We start from the raw sequence: 21,884 nt of genomic DNA on the forward strand, positions 1-21,884 counted from the left end.
GTGCACCACCGGGACTAGCAACGCGCAGGGAGGACGAGCCGTGGAGGGGACCGAGACCGGCTGGGGCCGGCCTGCGGAACCAGCCCCGCGTTGGCGGGCGCTGCTCGACCGCGCCCGGCATGGTGCCCGCAACGCCGAGGAGCAGCCGGCCGAGGCCGAGACGGAACCGCAGCAGGCGCCGCCGTCGCAGTACGGGCAGCCGCTGCCGAGCCGCCGGCCGTACAACCCGCTCGACCAGCGCGGTTACGAGCAGCCGGCGCCGAACGGCTTCGAGCAGCGGCCGGCCGACCCGCCGTACGAGCAACGCCGGCCGATGCCGCAGCGCCCGATCAACCCGCTCGACCCCCGGCACCAGGCCCGGCAGGCGCCCGCTCCCGCTCCCGCCCCGGCCCCGGAGGCGAACGGCTGGCGTGCCGAGCAGCCGCACAGCTTCTTCAGCCCGTCCGCCCCGGCCCGATCGACGCCGGTGGCCCCGCCCGCCCCGCCGCCGGTGGCGCCCCCCGTGGCTTCGGTCGCCCCGCCGGCTCCGCCGCCCGTGGCTTCGGTGGCCCCACCGCCCGTGGCCCCGGTCGCCCCGCCCGCGCCTCGTGACTATCCGCAGATCCGCGCCTCCGCGGCCGCGCCGGTGCGCCCGCCGGCGCCGGCGCCCGCCCCCGCGCCGACCTCCCCGGCCGGCGCCCGCATCGAGTGGCGGCAGACCCGGCCCGACGACGAGATCGGGCGGGCCGTCGCGGTGCTGCGCCGCAAGCTCGGCAAACCACGCGTGCTGGCGTTCGCCAACCCCAAGGGCGGCGTCCACAAGACCACCGCGACCGTGCTGGCGGCGGCCACCATCGGCAGCGTCCGCGGCCGCGGCGTGCTCGCCTGGGACGACAACGAGCTGCGCGGCACGCTCGGACTGCGGGCCGGCAGCGCCCGGCACGCCCGTACGATCAAGCACCTGCTGGCCGACCTCATGCAGATCGAGAACCTGCACGGCGAGGGACTGCTCAGCGAGCTCGACAGCTACCTGCGGCACGCCTCTGACGGGTCCTACGACGTGCTCGCCGGTGAGGAGAACCCGCGCTTCGCGCAGCGGCTCGACCAGAGCACCGTCCGCCGGGTGATGGACCTGCTGCGCCGCACGCACGACGTGATCTGCGTGGACACCGGCAACAACGTGGAGAGCGTCAACTGGCAGACCGTGATGCGCCAGGCCGACCAGCTGGTGATCACCACGGTGCCGCGCGAGGACGCCGCCTTCACCGCCGACTGGATGCTCGACGTGCTCGACGAGAGCGGCATGGGCGACCTGGTCTCGAACGCGGTGACATTGATCTCCTGCCCGTCGCCGGGGCCCCTGCCGATGCTCGACGACTTCGCCAAGCATTTCGCCACCCGTACGCGCGGGGTCGCGATCGTGCCCTACGACCCGTCGCTCGAGGTCGGGTCCTCCATCGAGTACCAGGAGCTCCAGCCGGAGACCAAGCAGGCGTGGCTGCGGGCGGCCTCGATGATGGTCGAGCCCTTCGCCGAGTGATCCTCGCGCGCCCCCTCGTTTCTGTCGGAGGGGCCGACTAGAGTCGCGGCGTCGTCAAAATTTAAGGGGGCCCGGGGTGTCTGACTCGTTCGTGCATCTCCACGTGCACACCGAGTATTCGATGCTCGACGGGGCCGCCCGGGTCAAGGAGCTGCTCGCCGAGGCCAAGCGGCTGGGCATGCCGGCGGCGGCGATCACCGACCACGGCAACATGCACGGGGCGTACGACTTCTACACCCAGGCCAAGGCGGCCGAGGTCATCCCGGTGATCGGCGTCGAGGCGTACGTGGCGCCCGAGTCCCGCCTCGACAAGGCCCGCGTGAAGTGGGGCCGCCCCGAGCAGAAGAGCGACGACGTCTCCGGCAACGGCGCCTACACGCACATGACCATGTGGGCCCGCAACGCGGTCGGCCTCAAGAACCTCTTCCGCCTCAACTCGCGGGCGTCGATGGAGGGTCAGCTCGGCAAGTACCCGCGGATGGACTTCGACATCATCGCCGAGCACGCCGAGGGCATCATGGGCACCACCGGCTGCCCGTCCGGCGCGGTGCAGACCCGGCTGCGGCTCGGCCAGTTCGACGAGGCGCTCAAGTCGGCCGCGAAGTACCAAGAGGCGCTCGGCAAGGACAACTACTTCCTCGAGATCATGGACCACGGCCTCTCGATCGAGAAGCGGGTACGCGACGGGCTCCTCGAGATCGGCAAGAAGCTCGGCATCAAGCCGCTGGTCACCAACGACTCCCATTACACGTACGAGGCGCAGTCCGAGGCCCACGACGTGCTGCTGTGCGTGCAGACCGGCAGCAACGTGGCCGACCCCAACCGGTTCCGCTTCGACGGCAACGGCTACTTCGTGAAGTCGGCCGACCAGATGCGCGCGGTCGACTCCTCGGACGCCTGGCAGGAGGGCTGCCGCACGACGCTGCTGGTGGCCGAGAAGGTCGACACCGACGGCATGTTCACCTTCAAGAACCTGATGCCCCGGTTCCCGATCCCCGAGGGCCGCACCGAGGAGGAGTACTTCCGCGAGGTCGCGTTCGAGGGCCTGCGCCGCCGCTTCCCGGGCGGCATCCCCGACACCCACATCAAGCAGGCGGAGTACGAGCTGGGCGTCATCATCCAGATGGGCTTCCCGTCGTACTTCCTGGTGGTCGCCGACTTCATCCAGTGGTCCAAGCGCAACGGCATCGCGGTCGGCCCCGGCCGTGGCTCGGCGGCGGGCTCGCTGGTGGCGTACGCGATGGGCATCACCGACCTCGACCCGCTGCCGCACGGCCTGATCTTCGAGCGGTTCCTCAACCCCGAGCGCATCTCGATGCCCGACGTCGACATCGACTTCGACGAGCGCCGGCGGGGTGAGGTCATCAAGTACGTGACCGACCGCTGGGGCGAGGACAAGGTCGCGCAGATCGCCACGTTCGGCACGATCAAGGCCAAGGCCGCGATCAAGGACGCGGCCCGCGTGCTCGGCTACCCGTTCGCGGTCGGCGACCGGATCACCAAGGCGATGCCGCCGGACGTGATGGGCAAGGGCATCCCGCTGGCCGGCATCTTCGACAAGGAGCACAAGCGGTACAGCGAGGCGGGCGAGATCCGCACGATGTACGAGCAGGACCCCGACGTCAAGAAGGTGATCGACACCGCGCGCGGCATCGAGGGCCTGATCCGGCAGACCGGCGTGCACGCGGCCGGCGTGATCATGTCGGCCGAGCCGATCATCGACCACATCCCGCTGATGCGCCGCGCCTCCGACGGCGTGATCATCACGCAGTTCGACTACCCGACGTGCGAGACGCTCGGCCTGCTCAAGATGGACTTCCTGGGCCTGCGGAACCTCACGATCCTCGACGACGCGGTCAAGAACATCAAGCTCAACCACGAGTTCGACCTCGATCTGCTGCAGCTGCCGCTGGACGACCCGGCGGCGTACGAGCTGCTCGCGCGCGGCGACACCCTGGGCGTGTTCCAGCTCGACGGCGGCCCGATGCGGTCGCTGCTGCGGCTGATGAAGCCGGACAACTTCGAGGACATCTCGGCCGTCCTGGCGCTGTACCGGCCGGGCCCGATGGGCGTCGACTCGCACACCAACTACGCGCTCCGCAAGAACAAGCTCCAGGAGATCACGCCGATCCACCCGGAGCTCGAGGAGCCGCTGCGGGAGATCCTCGAGCCGACCTACGGCCTGATCGTCTACCAGGAGCAGGTGCAGCGCGCCGCGCAGATCCTGGCCGGCTACAGCCTCGGCCAGGCCGACCTGCTCCGCCGGGCGATGGGCAAGAAGAAGAAGGAGATCCTCGACAAGGAGTTCGGGCCGTTCCAGCAGGGCTGCATGGAGCGCGGCTACTCCAAGGAGGCGATCCAGGCGGTGTGGGACGTGCTGGTGCCGTTCGCCGGGTACGCGTTCAACAAGGCGCACTCCGCGGCGTACGGGCTCGTGTCGTACTGGACGGCCTACCTCAAGGCGCACTACCCGGCCGAGTACATGGGCGGTCTGCTGACGTCGGTCGGCGACGACAAGGACAAGATGGCGATGTACCTGGCCGAGTGCCGGCGCATGGGCATCCAGGTCCTCCCGCCCGACGTCAACCAGTCGGCCGGGCCGTTCACCCCGGTCGGCAAGGACATCCGGTTCGGTCTCGCCGCGGTCCGCAACGTCGGGCACAACGTGGTCGAGGCGATCGCCCGCTGCCGCCAGGAGAAGGGTGAGTACCAGGACTTCTACGACTTCCTGTCGAAGGTGGACGCGGTCGCCTGCAACAAGAAGACCATCGAGTCTCTGATCAAGGCCGGCGCGTTCGACTCGATGGGGCACACCCGCAAGGGGCTGCTCGCCGTGCACGCGGAGGCCATCGACGCGTACGCGGATGTGAAGCGCAACGAGGCGGCCGGGCAGTTCGATCTCTTCGGGGCGTTCGCCGACACCGGGGAGGGCGGCTCGTCGGCAACGGTGGCGATGCCGACGATCGGTGACGGCGAGTGGGACAAACGCGACAAGCTGGCCTTCGAGCGGGAGATGCTCGGCCTGTACGTCTCCGACCACCCGCTCGCGGGCCTCGAGCAGCTGCTGGCGAACTCGGCCGACACGTCGATCGCGTCGCTCAACGAGGAGGGGTCGGTCCCGGACGGGCAGGTCGTCACGCTCGCCGGCATCCTCACCGGCGTGCAGCGGCGGATCACCAAGCAGGGGCGGGCGTGGGCGTCGGCCACGCTCGAAGACCTGGCCGGCGGGGTGGAGACGCTCTTCTTCCCGAACACGTACGAGGTGATCGGGCAGTACATCGCCGAGGACGCGATCGTGATCGTGAAGGGCCGGGTCGACCGGCGCGACGACACCCCGCGGATCATGGCGATGGACATGTCCCTGCCCGACATCAGTCACAATCCGGACAGCAAGCCGGTCACGCTCACCATGCCGATCACCCGGTGCACGCCGCCGCTGGTGTCCGAGCTGAAGGAGATCCTGACCAGCCACCCCGGCGACTCCGAGGTGCACGTCCACCTGCAGAACGGCAGCCGCACGACGGTCCTGCGGCTCGGGGCCGTGCGGGTGGCGCCGACGCCCGCGCTGCGCGCCGACCTCAAGATGATCCTCGGGCCCAGCGCGGTCGCCTGAACGGCCTGGTCGTGGCGGCGTTGCGGGGCGTGGCCGACGGTCCGCGGCCAGACCTGGCAGGATCGTAGGGTGAACCCGAGCCAGGAGTCGGCTCCGAGCCAGGAGCCGGCGCAGTCCCAGCCTTCCGGGGGGTCGCCCTCCGCGGGGCCGCCAGCCGCTGGGCCGTCCTTCGCCGGCCCGCCCTCGGCCGGGCTGTCCGCCGCGGGGCCGCCCTTCGCCGGCCCGCCCTCGGCCGGGTCATCCGCCGCGGGGCCGCCCTTCGCCGGGCCGCAGCCCTTTGGCCGGCCGCCGGTGGATCCGACGGCGGACCCGGGCGCCTACGCCGCCGGCCTGCCAGCATCGTCACTCGGCGGTCCCGCATCTCCTGGGCCGCAGCCTTCCCACGGCTCGGATGCCGCGAGCGGGCAGTCAGCCTTCGCGGGCGGGCAGCCGGCGTTTCCCGATGGGCAGCCGGCGTTCGAGGGCGCGGGTGAGGCGAGCGGGCAGGCGGCGTTCGGTGGCGAGGGTGGCGGTTTCGGGCTCGCCCATCCCAGCGGGCCGGAGGACGGCAGCCGGTGGTGGGGGATGCGGCCGGCGGCGCGGCGGCCGTGGCGGCGGACCGTGGCGGTCACCGTGCTGACCGCGGCCGTGGTGATGGCGCTCGGCGGGCCGCTCGGGCTGCTCTGGGCGTGGATCGCGCCGAGCGTGCCGGTCATCGCCACGGGGGAGAACATCGTCGTCAACGACCCGTCGCCGGAGGAGTACATCGCGGCCGACGGGTGGTACACGATTCTCGGGCTCGCCTTCGGGCTGCTGGCCGCGGTCGTGGCCTGGCTGCTGCTGCGCCGCGACCGGGGCCCGTTCCTGCTGCTCGGCGTCGTCGCGGGCACGCTCGGCGCCGGCTACCTGGTAGCGCCCTGGGTCGGCGAGATGATCGGGAAGAGCGCCTACGAGCACTGGCAGGACACGGCCACCCGGGGCGCGACCTACCTGGCGCCGCCCGAGGTGCACTCGACCGGGCCGATGCTGGTGCCGGCGTTCGCGGCCGCGATCCTGCTGACGCTGCTGGCCGGCTGGTCGAACGATCCCGACCTGGAGAACCCCGGCGCCAAGCCCGGTTACGGCCCCAACACCGCCGCCGCCGGCGGCTCGTGGCCCGGTGACCCGGCGTCCCCGGCGCCCGATGCCGCGCCGGTCGAGCCGGCCCACCAGCCGCAGATGCCCGCCGAGCCGCCCCGCGCCTGAGCCCCTTTGCTCTGCTTACCTATACGCGCTTCGACGGCGCTTGGCCCGGTCGCGCGTATTGGTGAGCAGAGCCGCGCGTGCGGCGGGTTGCGCGTTTTGGTGCGCAGAGCAAAGGGGCCGGCGGTCAGTTCGGGCTGGCGGGGCGGGCCAGGTCGGAGAGCGGCACGGGAACCGCGCGTACGCGGGCCAGCAGGCCGGCCTCGCGGTTGAGCAGCTTCAGCTCGGTGCGCAGGCGGCTCGCCGTGTCGGGGGCGGCCAGCAGCAGCTGACGCTCGTCGGTGGTGAGCTGGGCGGTGGCGGCGATCAGATGCGAGAGGACCGTGGGATCGGCGGGCACCGCGTCCAGCACCTCGGAGTCGGGGCGCAGCAGGTCCAGGTACGTTCGGAAGGCGGCCAGCGCGCGCGGGGCCAGCAGGGCCGCGGCCTCGTCGGCGGTCTCGTCGGGGAGCCACTCGACCTTGGCCGTCAGGTAGGGCTCGTCGCCCTGGTGGACGTCGACGACCTGGAAGCGGCGGCGGCCCACCGTCATGATGTCGAAGCGGCCGTCGGGAAGCTCGGTCACCTGGCGCAGCTCGGCGGTGCAGCCGACCGGGTAGAGGTCGGCCGCCTGCACCACGGCGGGCTCGGCGGCGGCGTCGTCGTCCTCGGACAACGACGCCGGGCTGGGCGCCTCGGTGCCGCGGCGCAGGGTGACCACGCCGAACTCGTGCGGGCCGTCGACCGGGCTGGCGACAAGCTCGCGCACCAGCGCGCGGTAACGCTCCTCGAAGATGTGCAGGGGCAGCACAAGCCCGGGAAACAGCACCGTACCCAGCGGGAACACCGGCAGCCGCTCGCTCACCAGCTCAGCCTATCGGCCACCTCACCATGGTCAACCCGTCTCAAGCCCTGGGCCATGCCGTGGCGCGAAAGCCCTTGTCATACCCCCCGCCTAGAATTGTCCCCGTGCTGAATCGGACCGACCTGCGTGGCTCCCTCCGGGACCCGCGCGGCCTGCTGCCCCGTGCCCGGCTCGACGTCTCCGAGGCCGTCGAGCAGATCCGCCCGACCGTCGAGGCGGTCCATCAGCATGGCTTCTCCGCGATCGCGGAGGCGACCACCCGGTTCGACGGCGTCACCATCGAGCGGCTGCGGGTGCCCAAGGCGGCCATCGCCGCGGCGGCGGAGACCCTCGATCCGCAGGTACGCGACGCGCTGCTCGAGGCGATCCGGCGTACCCGGAAGGTGCACGCCGACCAGCGCCGCCAGGACGTGACGACCCAGGTGGTGGCCGGCGGCACGGTCACCGAGCGGTGGGTGCCGGTGTCCCGCGTCGGGCTGTACGTGCCGGGCGGTCTCGCCCTCTATCCGTCCACCGTGGTCATGAGCGTGGTGCCGGCCCAGGAGGCGGGCGTCGAGGGCCTCGTGGTGGCCTCGCCGCCGCAGAAGGAGAACGGCGGCCTGCCCGACTCGCGGGTGCTGGCGGCGTGCGCGCTGCTCGGCGTCGACGAGGTGTACGGGGTGGGCGGCGCCCAGGCGATCGCCATGCTCGGCTACGGGTCGGACGGCGTCGACGAGGGCGACCGCTGTGAGCCGGTCGACATCATCACCGGGCCCGGCAACATCTGGGTGACCGCGGCCAAGCGGCTGCTGCGCGGCACCGTCGGCATCGACGCCGAGGCGGGGCCGACCGAGATCGCGATCCTGGCCGACGAGACGGCCGACGCGCGGCACGTGGCGGCCGACCTGATCAGCCAGGCCGAGCACGACCCGCTGGCGGCGAGCGTGCTGGTGACCGACTCCGAGGAGCTGGTGGCCCGGGTCGAGGCCGAGCTCACCCGGCAGGTGGCGGCGACCAAGCACGAGCAGCGGGTGCTGACCGCGCTGACCGGGGAGCAGTCCGGCGTCGTGCTGGTCGGCGACCTCGAGCAGGGGTTGCGCGTCGTCGATGCGTACGCGGCCGAGCACCTGGAGATCCAGACGCGCGACGCGCGGCAGTGGGCCATGCGGGTCCGCAACGCCGGCGCGGTTTTCGTGGGCGCCTGGTCGCCGGTGTCGCTCGGCGACTACATGGCCGGCTCCAACCACGTGCTGCCGACCGCCGGTTGCGCGCGTCACTCCTCGGGCCTGTCGGTGCAGTCGTTCCTGCGCGGCATCCACGTCGTCGAATACGACGAGGCCGCTCTGCGCGACGCGGCCGATCACGTGGTCGCGCTCGCCAACGCGGAAGACCTGCCCGCCCACGGCGACGCGGTGAGGGCGAGGTTCAGCGCATGAACATCGACGATCTGCCGATCCGCGACGATCTGCGGGGCAAGTCGCCCTACGGCGCGCCGCAGCTCGACGTCGCGGTCCGGCTGAACACCAACGAGAACTCGTATCCGTTGCCGGACGAGGTGACCGACGCGATCGGCAAGGCGCTGCAGGCCGAGCTGCGCGATCTCAACCGCTATCCCGACCGGGACGCGGTGGCCCTGCGCACCGATCTCGCCGACTACCTCGGCCACGGGCTGACCACGGCGAACGTGTGGGCGGCGAACGGGTCGAACGAGGTACAGCAGCAGCTGCTCCAGGCGTTCGCGGGCCCCGGGCGTACGGCGCTGGGATTTGGTCCTTCCTATTCGATGCATCCGCTGCTCGCCCAGGGCACCGGCACCCGCTGGATCGGCGCCCGGCGTGGCCCCGACTTCGGCCTGCCGGTCGCGGCCGCGGTCGAGCAGCTCGAGGCGCACGACCCCGACCTGGTCTTCCTCTGCTCGCCCAACAATCCGACCGGCACCGCGCTGGACCCCGAGGTGATCACGGCGGTCCTCGAGCGGGCGCGCGGCATGGTGGTGGTCGACGAGGCGTACGCGGAGTTCGCCCGGGCCGGCACGCCGACCGCCCTGGAGCTGATCGCCGACCACCCGCGTCTCGTGGTGACCCGCACGATGAGCAAGGCGTTCGGGTTCGCCGGCGGCCGCCTCGGCTACCTCGCGGCCCATCCGGCGGTGGTCGACGCCGTCCAGCTGGTGCGCCTGCCGTACCACCTGAGCTCGCTCACCCAGGCCGCCGCCCGCGCCGCGATCGCCCAGCGCGACGCCCTGCTCGCGACGGTCGAGGCGATCAAGGAGCAGCGTGACCGCATCGTCGTCACGCTGCGCGAGCGCGGGCACCGGGTCGCCGACAGCGACGCCAACTTCGTGCTGTTCGAGGTCGGCGGTGATCAGAAAATCGCTTGGCGGCGGCTGCTCGACCGCGGTGTATTGATCCGCGACGTCGGCCTGCCGGGCTGGCTGCGGGTCACCGCCGGCACCCCGGCCGAGACCGACGCCTTCCTCGAGGCAACAGCGCTGGAGGCCATGAAGTGAGTCGTACCGCCAAGATCGAGCGCGTCACCAACGAGACCAAGGTGCTGGTCGAGATCGACCTCGACGGCACCGGCAAGGGCGACCTCAGCACGGGCGTCGGCTTCTACGACCACATGCTCAACCAGCTCGCCAAGCACGGCGGCTTCGACCTGACCGTGCGCACCGAGGGTGACCTCGAGATCGACGCGCATCACACGATGGAGGACACGGCCATCGCGCTCGGTGAGGCCTTCTCGCGCGCGCTGGGCGACAAGGCGGGCATCCGGCGGTACGGGTCGGCCACGATCCCGATGGACGAGGTGCTCTGCCGGGCGGCCGTCGACCTCTCCGGCCGTCCCTACGTGGTGCACGACGAGCCGGAGCTGGCGCCGTACATCGGCCCGGTCTACCCGACGAGCATGACCCGGCACATCTTCGAGTCGTTCGGGTTCGCGGCCAAGGTCACCCTGCACGTGAGCGTCCTGCGGGCGGCCCGCGACGGCGGCAAGCCGGACGCGCACCACGTGGTGGAGGCGCAGTTCAAGGCATTCTCCCGGGCGCTGCGCGAGGCGGTCGAGATCGACCCGCGCAACGCCGGCGCATTGCCCTCGACCAAGGGCGTGCTCTGATGGCGATCGTGCTCTTCATCGTGGCCGGCTTCCTGGTCGGCGGCGTGATCCAGCTGGCGCGGTCGGGCGCGACGAAGTTCAGCGTGGCGCTGGTCGGCGTGCTCGCCGCGCTGGCGGTCGCGGGCGGCGTGGCCTGGCTGATCCCCGGGGACAACTGACATGGCCACCGGCGAAGCGGCGGCGGCACGAGAAGCGGGGCTGGTGACGCGGTGACCAAGCGAGTGGTGGTGCTCGACTACGGGTCGGGCAACCTGCGGTCGGCCGAGCGGGCTGTCGCCCGCACCGGCGTCGACGTGACCGTGACCAGCGACCTGCGGGCCGCGGCCGAGGCGGACGGGCTCATGGTCCCCGGGGTCGGTGCCTACGCGGCGTGCATGGCCGGCATCGACGAGCTCGGCGCCGGCCCGATGATCGCCGAGCGGGTGGCGGCGGGCAGGCCGGTGCTCGGGGTCTGCGTCGGCATGCAGATCTTCTTCGAGTCGGGCGTCGAGCACGGCGTCGAGACGAAGGGCCTGGGTCTGCTGCCGGGCGTTGTGTCCAAATTGTCAGCGGAGCGCATCCCGCATATGGGATGGAACACCGTTGACATTCCGGACAAGTCAGAATTGTTGGCGGGGATAAAACCGGGGACGCGGTTCTACTTCGTCCACTCGTACGCGGCCTCGGATCTTGATGTCTTGACCGGAGCCGGCGCCAAGGTGACCACCGCGAGCCACGACGAGCCGTTCGCCGCCGCGGTCGAGCTGGGTCCGATCGCGGTCGCCCAGTTCCATCCGGAGAAGTCCGCCGACGCCGGCTACGCGCTGTTGCGCAACTGGGTCGCCGGGCTGTAGCGGACGGTGTCCAAGGAGCGCGCGAAGCGGCGCGCCGAGCGGCTCGCCGTGCTGGAGCGGGAGAAGGCCGTCCGCGCCCGCAAGGTGGCCCGCCGGCAGCGCCGTCGCGCGGTTGTCCGGAAGCTCACCCCGCGCGTCGGCCGGCCCGGGCGTCTCTACCGTCGCAGTCGCGGGCAGCGGATCGGCATCGTGCTCGTCCCGCTGCTGGCGGCGGCCGCGATCTGGCTGTTCGTGCCCGATCTCGGTCTGCGCATCGTGCTCACCATCGTGATCGTTATGGCCCTGCCGGCCCTGGTCGTCCTGGTCCTGGGCCGAAAGAACTAGAAGGAGAGACCGTGACCCTCGCTCTGCTGCCCGCCGTCGACGTCGCCGACGGCCAGGCCGTCCGCCTCGTGCAGGGCGCCGCCGGCTCGGAGACCGCCTACGGCGACCCGATCGAGGCGGCGCTCGCCTGGCAGAACGACGGGGCCGAGTGGGTGCATCTGGTCGACCTCGACGCCGCCTTCGGGCGCGGGTCGAACGCCGAGCTGCTCGCCGACGTGGTGCGCCGCCTCGACGTCAAGGTCGAGCTCTCCGGCGGCATCCGGGACGACGCGTCGCTGACCCGCGCGCTCGCCACCGGCGCGGCCCGGGTGAACATCGGCACCGCCGCGCTCGAGGACCCGGAGTGGTGCGACCGGGTGTGCGGTGAGTACGGCGACCGGGTGGCCATCGGGCTCGACGTGCGCGGCCGCACCCTGTCGGCGCGGGGCTGGACGCGCGACGGCGGCGACCTGTACGAGGTGCTGGCCCGGCTCGACAAGGCGGGCGCCGCCCGCTACGTCGTCACCGACATCACCAAGGACGGCACGATGCGCGGGCCGAACCTCGACCTGCTCCGCGAGGTGTGCGCCGCTACGGACAAGCCCGTCATCGCCAGCGGGGGCGTGTCCACGCTGGACGACCTGCGCGCGCTGGCCACTCTCGAGCCGATCGGGGTGGAGGGCGTGATCGCCGGGAAGGCCCTCTACGCCGGGGCGTTCACGGTGGCGGAGGCCCTGGCCGCGCTGGCCTGATTCCAGGACTCGCGTAATGCCTGCACGGCGGCTTTGATCGCCGGGCGGGCCGCGGCCGCTTCTCGCCAAGCGATCACGACGCGGCGCCGTGGCGCCGGATTTATCCCGACAACTCGCACTCCGTCCGGCAGGGTTGCCGGTCGGGCGAGCCGCGGGATGATCGCCACGCCGAGGCCGGCCGCGATCAGCGTCAGCTGGGTCTCGAACTCGCCGACGTGGAAATCCGGCTGCACGCCCGGCATCACCCGGGTCAGCCACTCGTGGCAGATGTCCCCGGCCTTGGCCGAGATCCACCGCTCGTCGCGCAGCGCGGAAAGCGTCGTCGTCCCGAGCGTCGTCCCGGCCAGCCGGTGGCCGCTCGGCACGATCAGGTCGGCGACGTCCCAGCCGAGCGGCACGTGCGCGATGCCGGCCGGGTAGCGCAGCGCCACCTCGGGCCAGTCGTCGAGCACCGCCAGGTCGACGTGCCCGCGGTGCAGCGCCTCGAGGCCCTCGTGCGGGTTGGCCTCGATCAGCCCGGTCGACAGCTGCGGGTGCTCGGCCGCCAGCCGGTGCAGTGCCCACGGCAGCAACGCCCGGCAGGCGGTGGCGAACGCGACCACGGTCAGCCGCCCGACCACGGTGTCGCGATGGGCGGCGAGTGCGGCCTCGGCCTCGTCGACGGTGGCCAGCACCCGCTCGGCGTGCCGGGCCAGGATGCGGCCGGCCTCGGTGAGCCGCAGCCCGCGCCCATCCTTCTCGACCAGGGTGGCGCCGGTCTCGCGCTCCAGCTTGGCCAGTTGCTGGGACACGGCCGAGGGCGTGCAGTGCAGCGCCTCGCCGGCGGCCAGAACCGTCTTGTAGCTGGCCACGGCGTGCAGGGCGCGCAGCCGGCCGAGGTCAATCATGTAGCGACCCTACATCGTCACTTCAGCATTATTCGATGGTGCTAATGGGTCGTTGTTCGCCAGGCTCGAACGCATGAAACTGCGTCACATCGCGCTCGCCGTGGCGGTCATGGCGGTCTGGGGCGTCAACTTCGTCGCCATCGAGACCGGCCTCGACCACTTCCCGCCGCTGCTGTTCAACGCCCTGCGCTTCACCCTTGCCGCGTTCCCGGCGATCTTCTTCGCCGGCCGCCCACAGGTGCCGTGGCGCTGGATCGTTCTCGCCGGCCTGATCCTCGGCGTCGTCAAGTTCACCATGCTGTTCGCCGGGATGGCGGCCGGGATGCCGGCCGGCCTGAGCTCGCTCGTGCTGCAGAGCCAGGCCGTCTTCACGGTTATCTTCGCGGCGCTGCTGCTGCGCGAGCGCCCCCGCCCGGTGCAGGTCGCCGGGCTCGCGGTGGCGGCGGCCGGCATCGTGGTGGTCGCCGCCGGCATGAGTGCGGGCTTCGGCGCGTTCCTGCTGATCGTCGGCGCGGCCGCGGCGTGGGGCCTGTCCAACATCGTCACCCGCAAGGCGTCCCCGCCCGACACGCTGCGGTTCATGGTCTGGGTCTCGGCCGTCGCGAGCGGCCCGCTGATCCTGCTCTCGCTCACGGTGGACGGTCCGGCGTCCGACCTCGCCGCGCTGCGCGCGATCGACGGCCGAGCCGTCCTGGCGGTGCTTTACGTCGCGCTGGTCTCGACGCTTGCGGGATTCGCGGCCTGGGGCTTCCTGCTGCGGCGGTACGGCGCGAGCACCGTCGCGCCGTTCTCCATGCTCGTGCCTTTCTTCGGCATGGCGTCGGCCGCGCTCGTGCTCGGCGAGCCGATCCGCCCGGCGGGCGTCGCCGGCGGCGTGCTCGTGGTCGGCGGCATCCTGCTCGGCCTTCTCCGCCGCCGGCCCGTCCCCGCGGCGCTGCCCCGGGCGCCCATTAGGGTTGAGGCATGACGGTGGCGGTGCGCGTGATCCCTTGTCTCGACGTCGACGCGGGCCGGGTGGTCAAGGGGGTCAACTTCGTCGACCTGCGCGACGCCGGCGACCCGGTCGAGCTGGCCGCGGCCTACGACGCGGCCGGCGCCGACGAGCTGACCTTCCTCGACGTCACCGCGTCCTCGGACGACCGCGGCACGATGCTCGATGTGGTGCGCCGCACGGCCGAGAGCGTCTTCATCCCGCTGACCGTGGGCGGCGGCGTCCGCTCGGTCGAGGACGTCGACGTCCTGCTGCGCGCCGGCGCCGACAAGGTCGGGGTGAACACGGCCGCGATCAACCGTCCCGCTCTGATCTCCGAGATCGCCGAGCGCTTCGGCAACCAGGTGCTGGTGCTCTCGCTCGACGTGCGCCGCTCGGCCGACCAGCCCAGCGGCTGGGAGGTGACCACCCACGGCGGCCGGCGCAGCGCCGGCCTCGACGCGATCGACTGGGCCCGCCGGGTCGCCGAGCTGGGCGCCGGCGAGATCCTGCTCAACTCGATGGACGCCGACGGCACAAAAGCCGGCTTCGACCTCGACCTGATCCGCGCGGTGCGGGCGGTGGTCGACATCCCCGTGATCGCCAGCGGCGGCGCCGGCGCGGTCGACCACTTCCCACCGGCGGTGGCGGCCGGCGCCGACGCGGTGCTGGCGGCGAGCGTCTTCCACTTCGGAGACCTGAGCATCGGCGAGGTGAAGGAGAGCTTGCGCGAGGCCGGTAACCCGGTGCGCTAGGCCCGAGCGTCCGACCCCGCCCGCCCGGCCTGCGCCGCCCGCCCGGCCTGCGCCGCCCGCCCGGCCTGCGCCGCCCGCCCGGCCTGCGCCGCCCGCCCGGCCCACGCCGCGGCGCGGCCCATGGGCCAAGTCTGGTCGTGCAAGGCCCACGCGGCGCGGCACCCGCGCCGCTGGCAGGGCCCGCGCCGTGGGCAGGGCTCGCGCCGTCGGCACGGCCAGCGCCGCCCGCATGCCCTGCCGACGGCACGGCCAGCGCCGCCCGCATGGCCCGCATCGCCCGGTGGCCCGCGCCGGCATCGCCCGCGCCCACGGCGCTCTCGATTGCCCGCCCCCGCGGATGTTGATGACTTCCCGCACGCCAAGCGCGGCAACTCATCAGAGCTGCCAATGCCCGCGAATCCGCCCGCCGCGACTCTCCGATCTTGATGACTCCCAGTCTCTGGGGCGTCTCAAGTCATCAGAGAAGGAGGCTGTTGCTCCGTCCGGCTCAAACGAGGGCGCGCGGCGTAAAAGGCCCGGCCGGCGCACGCCGGCGAGAGGGGCTGGGGATAACCGCCGGAAAGTGTCACACCCGGGCCGTAACGTCACCCCACCCAGTGACGGGGTGGGGTTGAGTAGGGCGGCAATCTTCGGCCGGCGTCAACGGGAGAGGCGTGACCAGAAGGAGCTAAAGCCGCGACGACCACGAAGAGGGGCGACGCCGGGCCTTAGCGTTCGAGCAAGCGACGGCCCAGCCCCGCATTACCGGCCGTCAGCGAGGCGGACCGAGTACTCGCGGACGGCGGTGTTGTACGTCTGCTCGTCCAGCGTCCAGTCGAAGTCGCCGGGGGCGCTTGCCCGGTTCAGCTGGGCCTGGAGGGTCATCACGGCCGAGGACAGGCCGCTGAACGGGCGGGTTCGCCACAGCTGCTCGCCGGCCGGGGCTACCTCGATCAGGTCGTCCTCGACGACCAGGAGGCCGGCGCCGGCCAGGCGGCGTACGGACTCCTCCAGCTCCTCGCGGCTCGGCACGGCGTGGTGCAGGAAGTCGGCGGCGGCGAGCACGTCGGCCAGCCCGGCCCCGGTCACCGGCAGCGAGGCGTGCAGCGCCCGGTCGCGCTCGAGGCGCTCGGCGATGACCGCGGACACGAAGATCCAAGCGTCGTTCCATTGCCAGTCGCCAGCCCCCATGGCGCAATGATGCCGCGCCCCTACCCTGCCGGGGAAGCAATTGTGGCCGGATGATCACCGACTTGTGTCAGTCCACCTCGGACATGTGCAAGTTGCGCGTTTCCGGCACCGTGCATAGCGGCAGGAAGACGTGAACCAGGGGGCCGATGCACAGGGCGTAGGCGACGGTTCCGATGCCGACCGTGCCCCCGAGCAAGAACCCAACCCCAAGGACAAAAAGTTCGATAGTGGTACGCACCAGGCGGATCGACAGCCGGGGGAAGCGGCGGACGATCCCGGTCATCAGGCCGTCCCGCGGGCCCGGGCCCATCCGTGCGCCGATGTACAGGCCCGTGGCGAGACCGTTGACCAGGATGCCGGCGACCAGGTAGCCGACCCGGCCGGGAATCGACCCGCCGGCGGGCAGCACCGGCAGCGCGATGTCGACCACGAAACCGATCACGACGAGGTTGGCGATCGTGCCGAAGCCGGGCTTCTGGCGCAGCGGGATCCACAGCAACAGGATCGGGATGCCGAGCAGGATCACGACCCAGCCGAAGCTGATGCCGGTCGCCTTCGACAGGCCCTGGTGGAAGACGTCCCATGGATTGAGACCGAGGTCGGACTCCACCATGAACGCCATGCTCACCCCGTAGAGCACCAGGCCCGTGAAAAGCTGGACCAGGCGCCGGGTGAGACGGCGATCTCCGTTGCCAATCAGACTCATAGATGCCACTCTGAAGGCCAATTCGGCGACGCTGAAGAGCCAATTTGCGGGAGGTGGCTGTGACGAGCTCGGTGCGAGGGGCCCAACTGGCTCGCCTGCTCGGTCAGTGGCATGCGCTGCCCGGCCGCCACCGCAGCCCGGATTACGCCGCCCTGGCCGCGGCCGTCCGGGGACTACTCTCCGACGGGCGGCTGCCGCTCGGCGTGCGACTTCCCGCGGAACGGGAATTGGCCGAGGCGCTCGGGGTCAGCCGCACGACGGTCTCGGCCGCGTACCGGGCGCTCCGGGAGACCGGCCACCTCACCAGCCGGCGCGGCGCGGGAAGCTGGACCACCCTGCCGCATGGCCACCGCGTCGCCACCTCCGGCCTGTGGGCGGCCGGCGACGAGAGCGACGTGATCGACCTCGGCGTGGCCGCCTCGCCGGCGCCGGACGAGCTGATCGGCGCCGCCCGCGCCGCCGCCGACGACCTGCCGCGCTACCTGGGCAGCGCCGGCTACCACCCGACCGGCCTGGTCGAGCTGCGCGAGGCGGTCGCGGCCGGCTATACCGCGCGCGGCGTGGCCACCTCGGCCGAGCAGATCCTGATCACGGCCGGCACCCAGCAGGCACTCGACCTGGTGCTGCGGCTCTCGGTGCCGGCCGGCGCGCCGGTGCTGGTCGAGTCGCCGACCTATCCGAACGCGCTGGCCGCGCTCTCCGCCCGCCGCGCGCGGATCAACACGCACGGCCTCGACGCGGCGACCGGCTGGGACGGCGAGATGCTGCTGGGCGCGCTGCGGCAGGGGCGGCCGCGGGTCGCGTACGTGATCCCGGAGTTCCACAACCCGACCGGTCACCTGATGGGCGCCGCCCTGCGCGAGCGCCTGGTCGCCACCGCCCACGCGGCCGGCACCGAGCTGATCGCCGACGAGTCGTTCGTCGACCTCGCCCTGGACGGGTCCGAGATGCCGCCGCCGGTCGCCGTCTTCGACCGGCATTCGCGGGTGGTGTCGATCGGCGGGATGAGCAAGGGCTACTGGGGTGGCCTGCGGATCGGCTGGGTCCGGGCCTCGGCGCCGCTGGTGCAGCGGCTGGCCGCGATCCGGGTCGGCGTCGACATGGCCAGTCCCGTCCTCGAGCAGCTGGTCGCCGTACGGCTGCTGGCCCAGGCCCCGCAGATCGTCGCCGCGCGCCGCGCCCAGCTCCGCGCCCGCCGCGACGCGCTGGTCGCCGCCCTGCACGAGCACCTGCCCGAGTGGACGTTCACGGTGCCGGCCGGCGGGGTGATGCTCTGGGCCGAGCTCGACGGCCCGATCTCCAGCGCGCTGGCTCGTGCCGCCGAGGACGTCGACGTCCGGCTCGCGCCCGGACCCCGCTTCGGCCTCGACGGCACGCTCGAGCGTTTCCTGCGGCTGCCGTTCGCCCTCGACGAGGAGACCCTCACCGAGGCGGTACGGCGAATCGCCTCCGTGCGTTACGACCTGGACCGGGGCGCCCGGCCCGCGTGGCGCACGCCCGCGGTCATCGCGTGACCCAGGCGCCGTCCCTCATCACGGTGCGACCTGGGATCTCGTCGACCTCGCGCCACGCCTGGACGGTCGTGGGGCGCAGCACGAGGAAGACATACGACTCGCCGGCCTCCCGCGGGTCCCAGTCGCTCTGCTCGGCGTAAGCCGCGCCCACCGTGCCGGACGAGGCGACCGGGATGGTCTCCTCGAGGACGGCGTCGATCATGACCACGTCGCGGGTAGGCCCGAGCCCGACCCGGGCCCGCCCCTTCGCGGCGAGATTGCGCGCGGTGGGCGAGGTCCGGGACGTGGCCAGGACGATCCGCTCGCCGTGCCAGGCGAGCGTGAGCGGCACCAGGTGCGGTTCGCCGTCCCCGGAGGCGGTGGCCACCCAGCAGTCGGCCACCGGCGCGGAGAGCCGGGCGAGCGCGTCGGCCGTGCGCTGCTCGAGCGAGCGCGGCCGGCCGGAAGGGCCCGGCTGGTCGGCTGGGCGCGGCTGGTCGGCTGGACGCGGCTGGTCGGCTGGGCGCGGCTGGTCGGCAGGGCGCGACTGGTCAGGCATCGGCGCCCTGGAACAGGCCGATCAGGTTGCCGTCTCCGTCGCGCAGGTGGGCGGTGAGCCCGCCGCCGCCGACGTCGCGCGGCTCCTGCTCGACGGTCGCGCCGGCGGCCGTCAGCTCGGCGACCGTCGCGTTGATGTCGGCCACGTGGAAGTACGTGATCGGCCCGGCCGCGATGTCGCCGTGCGGGTTGAGGCCGATCTCGGGTGAGCCCTCGGGGCGGAACCCGACGTAGTACGGCGACGACATGTACGGGTCGACGCCGAGCAGCTTGCCGTAGAGCGCGGTGGCCGCCTCCAGGTCCTTGACCGGGACGGTGATGGTGCGAATGGCCATGGGATCCTCCGTTTGTCACAGCGGACCGCTGCGGTCCGTCAAAGCTATGACGGACCCCGAACGGAGAGTGTGACGATGAGCGAACTCGAGATCCTGGCCGAGCGGTTCGAGGCCGACCGGCCGCACCTGCGTCAGGTCGCCCAGCGCATCCTGGGCTCGCCGCACGAGGCCGACGACGCCGTGCAGGAGGCCTGGGTCCGGCTCAGCCGCTCGGACACGACCGACGTCGGCAACCTCACCGGCTGGCTCACCACCGTCGTCTCCCGGGTCTGCCTCGACATGCTGCGTTCCCGGCAGGCCCGCCGCGAGGACCCGGCCGAGCTCCCGGTGGTGGCCGACGAGGCGGCCGGCCCCGAGCACGACGCGGTGATGGCCGACGCGATCGGCCCGGCGCTGCTGCTGGTGCTGGACACGCTCGGCCCCCGGGAGCGGCTCGCCTTCGTCCTGCACGACATGTTCGCGGTGCCGTTCCCGGAGATCGCCGAGATCATCGGGGCGTCGCCGGCGGTGGCCCGTCAGCTCGCGAGCCGGGCCCGCCGCCGAGCTCAGGGAACGAACCCGGAAAGTCCGGACAAGGCGCGGCAGCGGGAAGTCGTCGACGCCTTTCTCGCGGCGGCCCGGGGTGGCGACTTCGCGGCGCTGCTCGAGCTGCTCGACCCGTCGGTGGTGCTGCGGGCCGACGAAGCGGCGGTGGCGATGGGCGTGAGCGCGCTGGTCAGTGGCCAGGAGGGCGTCGCCGGCATGTTCAACGGCCGGGCCAAGGCGCTGCGGACGGCACTCCTCGACGGCATGCCCGGCCTGGTCTGGGCGGTGCGCGGCGAGCCCAAGGTGGCGTTCGCCTTCACCATCGACGAGGGCGGCCGGGTCACCGGAATCGAGCAGATCGCCGACACCGGGACGCTGGCCGCCCTGGAGATCGAGTTTCTTTAGATCTGCGCGAGCGTTCCCTCGTACATCTTGTCGATCTCGGCGGCGAAGTTGGTCTCCACGCTCCGCCGCTTGATCTTCATGGACGGGGTGATCTCGCCGGCCTCGATGCTGAGGTCGCGGGGGAGGATCGCGAACTTCTTCACCGTCTCCCAGCGGTTGAGCTTGGCGTTGAGCTCCTTGACGTAGCCCTCGATCAGCGCCTGGGTCTCGGGGGCGGCGACGATCTCGGCGTACTCCTTGCCGTCGAGCGGCCCGCCCTTGGCCCAGGACACGATCGCGTCCTCGTCGAGCGAGATCAGCATGGTCACGTAGTTGCGGGCCTGGCCGATGATGACCGCCTGCGACGTGTAGGGGCAGACCGCCTTGAACATGCCCTCGATGGCGCTGGGCGCGATGTACTTGCCGCCGGAGGTCTTGACCAGGTCCTTCTTGCGGTCGGTGATGCGCAGGTAGCCCTCGTCGTCGAGCTCGCCGATGTCGCCGGTGCGCAGCCAGCCGTCCTCGGTGAACGCCTCGGCCGTCTCCTGGGGCAGGTCGTGGTAGCCGCGCATCACCGGTTTGCCGCGCAGCAGCACCTCGCCGTCCGTGTCGATCTTGCACTCGAGGTCGCCGAGCGCCACGCCGACGGTGCCGATCTTGAGGCGCCCGGCCCGGTTCACGAAGTTGGCCGCGCTGCTCTCCGTCATCCCGTACCCCTCCATGATCGGAAGGTTGGCGGCCGCGAAGAACTCGGCGATGTCGCGGCTCAGCGGCGCGGAACCGCTGACCAGCACCCGGAGCCGGCCGCCGAGCCGGGTCTGCAGCTTCGAGAAGACGAGCTTCTCGGCCAGCGCGTACTTGAGCTTGAGGGCGGCCGGAAGCGGCTTGCGGGCCTGCTCGAGCGCGACCTTCTGCTTGCCGACGCCGACCGCCCAGCCGAAGATCTTGGCCTTGGCCCCGCCGGCGTCGAGCGCGGTGGTGACCGTCTTGTTGTACACCTTCTCGAAGATGCGGGGCGCCGCGCACATCAGCGTCGGCTTGACCACCGAGAGCATGTCGACCAGCTTGTCGACCCGGCCGTCGACGTAGGTCGGCACGCCGACGTGGATGATGCCGCAGAGCAGCGTCTTGCCGAACGAGTGCGACAGCGGGAGCCACAGATACTGCAGGTCGGTCGACTCGAACAGGCCGAGGCTCTCCTGCGCCACACCCTCCCAGGTCCAGCCGCCGTGCAGCAGCTGCACGCCCTTGGGCCGCCCGGTCGTACCCGAGGTGTAGATGAGCGTGGCCAGGTGGTCGGGGCCGATGCCCTCGACCACCCGCTCGATCAGCTTCGGGTCGTCGCGCAGCGCCGCCTGGCCCCGCTCCTCGAGCTCGGCCAGCGTCAGCTGCGGCGGGGTGGCGCCGGCGTCGGCCTGGCCGCCGAGCAGCACCACGTGGGTCACGCCGGTCTCGGCGCCGGAGATCTTGAGAGCCTGCTTGGGGCTTTCCGCGATCAGCACCTTGGACCCCGAGTTCGACACGATGAAGCTCGCGTCCTCGGGCTCGGTGGTCGGGTAGACCGTGGTGGTGGCGGCGCCGGCGCAGTTGATGCCGAGGTCGGCGAGGATCCACTCGTAGCTGGTGCCGGAGAGGATCGCCACCCGGTCCTCGAGGCCGACGCCCAGCGTGCGCAGCCCGGCCGCGATCGCGACGGCCCGCTCGGCGACCTGCGACCAGGTGTGCCAGACCAAACCGGTGTCGTCGGCGTTGGGCGTCGCGAACGCCTGACCGTTCGGTGTCGCCGCCACGCGCTTGAAGAACATGTCGGGGATCGAGCGGTACGGAACGTCGAGAGCCATCGGGCGCCGCCTTAAGAAAAAGGGGGAGGTAACGCGCTTGTTACCGCAGAGTATTGAAAGGTCGGCCAGGAGGCTAGTA

At 72.0% G+C, this 21,884-nt stretch carries 22 protein-coding genes; 14 read left to right on the forward strand and 8 right to left on the reverse strand.

Annotated features, from left to right (window positions below; translation table 11 throughout):
- Positions 1-40: 40 nt before the first annotated feature.
- The 3 genes from ACQP2F_RS09865 to ACQP2F_RS09875 all read left to right on the forward strand — a co-directional run bounded on the left by ACQP2F_RS09865 (position 41) and on the right by ACQP2F_RS09875 (position 6,356).
- Positions 41-1,519 carry a MinD/ParA family ATP-binding protein gene (locus ACQP2F_RS09865; RefSeq protein ID WP_433302688.1) on the forward strand — a complete coding sequence of 493 codons (1,479 nt, stop codon included), beginning with the start codon at positions 41-43 and terminating at the stop codon, positions 1,517-1,519.
- 76 nt (positions 1,520-1,595) lie between these two features.
- Positions 1,596-5,132, forward strand: a complete 3,537-nt coding sequence (gene dnaE / locus ACQP2F_RS09870) for a DNA polymerase III subunit alpha (protein ID WP_433302690.1) — start codon at positions 1,596-1,598, stop codon at positions 5,130-5,132.
- Positions 5,133-5,423: 291 nt separating this feature from the next.
- Positions 5,424-6,356, forward strand: coding sequence for a hypothetical protein (locus ACQP2F_RS09875; protein WP_433302691.1), 933 nt, complete (start codon positions 5,424-5,426; stop codon positions 6,354-6,356).
- 124 nt (positions 6,357-6,480) lie between these two features.
- Here the strand turns inward: ACQP2F_RS09875 and ACQP2F_RS09880 are convergent, their stop codons facing one another.
- The gene (locus ACQP2F_RS09880) at positions 6,481-7,197 is read right to left on the reverse strand and encodes an LON peptidase substrate-binding domain-containing protein (protein WP_433302692.1); all 717 of its coding nucleotides are present in this window, start codon (positions 7,195-7,197) and stop codon (positions 6,481-6,483) included.
- A 104-nt stretch (positions 7,198-7,301) separates the two neighbouring features.
- Between ACQP2F_RS09880 and hisD the strand changes: the two genes are divergently transcribed.
- The 7 genes from hisD to priA are packed head-to-tail and all read left to right on the forward strand — an operon-like array spanning position 7,302 to position 12,181.
- Positions 7,302-8,612: a histidinol dehydrogenase gene (gene hisD / locus ACQP2F_RS09885; protein ID WP_433302694.1), complete on the forward strand. Its 1,311-nt coding sequence runs from the start codon at positions 7,302-7,304 to the stop codon at positions 8,610-8,612.
- Entirely contained in the window at positions 8,609-9,685 is a 1,077-nt protein-coding gene (locus ACQP2F_RS09890; protein ID WP_433302695.1) for a histidinol-phosphate transaminase, read from the forward strand. The genes hisD and ACQP2F_RS09890 overlap by 4 nt, the downstream gene beginning before the upstream one ends.
- Entirely contained in the window at positions 9,682-10,293 is a 612-nt protein-coding gene (gene hisB / locus ACQP2F_RS09895) for an imidazoleglycerol-phosphate dehydratase HisB (protein WP_433302697.1), read from the forward strand. Before ACQP2F_RS09890 ends, hisB begins: the two co-directional genes overlap by 4 nt.
- Positions 10,293-10,451, forward strand: a complete 159-nt coding sequence (locus ACQP2F_RS09900) for a hypothetical protein (protein WP_433302699.1) — start codon at positions 10,293-10,295, stop codon at positions 10,449-10,451. The genes hisB and ACQP2F_RS09900 overlap by 1 nt, the downstream gene beginning before the upstream one ends.
- A 51-nt stretch (positions 10,452-10,502) precedes the next feature.
- Entirely contained in the window at positions 10,503-11,126 is a 624-nt protein-coding gene (gene hisH, locus ACQP2F_RS09905; RefSeq protein WP_433302701.1) for an imidazole glycerol phosphate synthase subunit HisH, read from the forward strand.
- A 6-nt stretch (positions 11,127-11,132) separates the two neighbouring features.
- Positions 11,133-11,450 carry a hypothetical protein gene (locus ACQP2F_RS09910; protein WP_433302702.1) on the forward strand — a complete coding sequence of 106 codons (318 nt, stop codon included), beginning with the start codon at positions 11,133-11,135 and terminating at the stop codon, positions 11,448-11,450.
- Between the two features lie 11 nt (positions 11,451-11,461).
- Positions 11,462-12,181 (forward strand): bifunctional 1-(5-phosphoribosyl)-5-((5-phosphoribosylamino)methylideneamino)imidazole-4-carboxamide isomerase/phosphoribosylanthranilate isomerase PriA, encoded by a 720-nt coding sequence (gene priA / locus ACQP2F_RS09915; protein ID WP_433302703.1) that lies wholly within the window; start codon positions 11,462-11,464, stop codon positions 12,179-12,181.
- Here the strand turns inward: priA and ACQP2F_RS09920 are convergent.
- On the reverse strand, positions 12,133-13,068 hold the full coding sequence (locus ACQP2F_RS09920; RefSeq protein WP_433302705.1) for a LysR family transcriptional regulator: 936 nt from the start codon (positions 13,066-13,068) through the stop codon (positions 12,133-12,135). The genes priA and ACQP2F_RS09920 overlap by 49 nt on opposite strands.
- 73 nt (positions 13,069-13,141) lie before the next feature.
- Between ACQP2F_RS09920 and ACQP2F_RS09925 the strand changes: the two genes are divergently transcribed.
- Together ACQP2F_RS09925 and hisF are read left to right on the forward strand one after the other, a co-directional pair.
- Entirely contained in the window at positions 13,142-14,035 is an 894-nt protein-coding gene (locus ACQP2F_RS09925) for an EamA family transporter (protein WP_433302707.1), read from the forward strand.
- Positions 14,032-14,793 (forward strand): imidazole glycerol phosphate synthase subunit HisF, encoded by a 762-nt coding sequence (gene hisF, locus ACQP2F_RS09930; protein WP_433302709.1) that lies wholly within the window; start codon positions 14,032-14,034, stop codon positions 14,791-14,793. The genes ACQP2F_RS09925 and hisF overlap by 4 nt, the downstream gene beginning before the upstream one ends.
- Here the strand turns inward: hisF and ACQP2F_RS09935 are convergent.
- The 3 genes from ACQP2F_RS09935 to ACQP2F_RS09945 form a co-directional block, all read right to left on the reverse strand.
- Entirely contained in the window at positions 14,790-14,915 is a 126-nt protein-coding gene (locus ACQP2F_RS09935; protein ID WP_433302711.1) for a hypothetical protein, read from the reverse strand. The two genes, hisF and ACQP2F_RS09935, sit on opposite strands and share 4 nt — an antisense overlap.
- A gap of 619 nt (positions 14,916-15,534) precedes the next feature.
- The gene (locus ACQP2F_RS09940; RefSeq protein WP_433302712.1) at positions 15,535-15,963 is read right to left on the reverse strand and encodes a hypothetical protein; all 429 of its coding nucleotides are present in this window, start codon (positions 15,961-15,963) and stop codon (positions 15,535-15,537) included.
- A 67-nt stretch (positions 15,964-16,030) separates the two neighbouring features.
- Entirely contained in the window at positions 16,031-16,669 is a 639-nt protein-coding gene (locus ACQP2F_RS09945; protein ID WP_433307430.1) for a YczE/YyaS/YitT family protein, read from the reverse strand.
- Between the two features lie 59 nt (positions 16,670-16,728).
- Between ACQP2F_RS09945 and ACQP2F_RS09950 the strand changes: the two genes are divergently transcribed.
- Complete coding sequence (locus ACQP2F_RS09950; RefSeq protein ID WP_433302714.1) at positions 16,729-18,183, forward strand: PLP-dependent aminotransferase family protein; 1,455 nt, start codon at positions 16,729-16,731, stop codon at positions 18,181-18,183.
- Here the strand turns inward: ACQP2F_RS09950 and ACQP2F_RS09955 are convergent.
- Positions 18,173-18,721, reverse strand: coding sequence for a pyridoxamine 5'-phosphate oxidase family protein (locus ACQP2F_RS09955; protein WP_433302716.1), 549 nt, complete (start codon positions 18,719-18,721; stop codon positions 18,173-18,175). The genes ACQP2F_RS09950 and ACQP2F_RS09955 overlap by 11 nt on opposite strands.
- Positions 18,714-19,055: a VOC family protein gene (locus tag ACQP2F_RS09960; protein ID WP_433302718.1), complete on the reverse strand. Its 342-nt coding sequence runs from the start codon at positions 19,053-19,055 to the stop codon at positions 18,714-18,716. The genes ACQP2F_RS09955 and ACQP2F_RS09960 overlap by 8 nt, the downstream gene beginning before the upstream one ends.
- Before the next feature lie 75 nt (positions 19,056-19,130).
- On the opposite strand from ACQP2F_RS09960, the gene ACQP2F_RS09965 reads away from it, so the two are divergent.
- On the forward strand, positions 19,131-19,985 hold the full coding sequence (locus tag ACQP2F_RS09965) for a sigma-70 family RNA polymerase sigma factor (RefSeq protein ID WP_433302720.1): 855 nt from the start codon (positions 19,131-19,133) through the stop codon (positions 19,983-19,985).
- Here the strand turns inward: ACQP2F_RS09965 and ACQP2F_RS09970 are convergent.
- Positions 19,982-21,805 (reverse strand): AMP-dependent synthetase/ligase, encoded by a 1,824-nt coding sequence (locus ACQP2F_RS09970; RefSeq protein WP_433302722.1) that lies wholly within the window; start codon positions 21,803-21,805, stop codon positions 19,982-19,984. The genes ACQP2F_RS09965 and ACQP2F_RS09970 overlap by 4 nt on opposite strands.
- Positions 21,806-21,884: the final 79 nt, after the last annotated feature.

Source organism: Actinoplanes sp. CA-030573 (assembly GCF_050951115.1).
GTDB lineage: Bacteria > Actinomycetota > Actinomycetes > Mycobacteriales > Micromonosporaceae > Actinoplanes.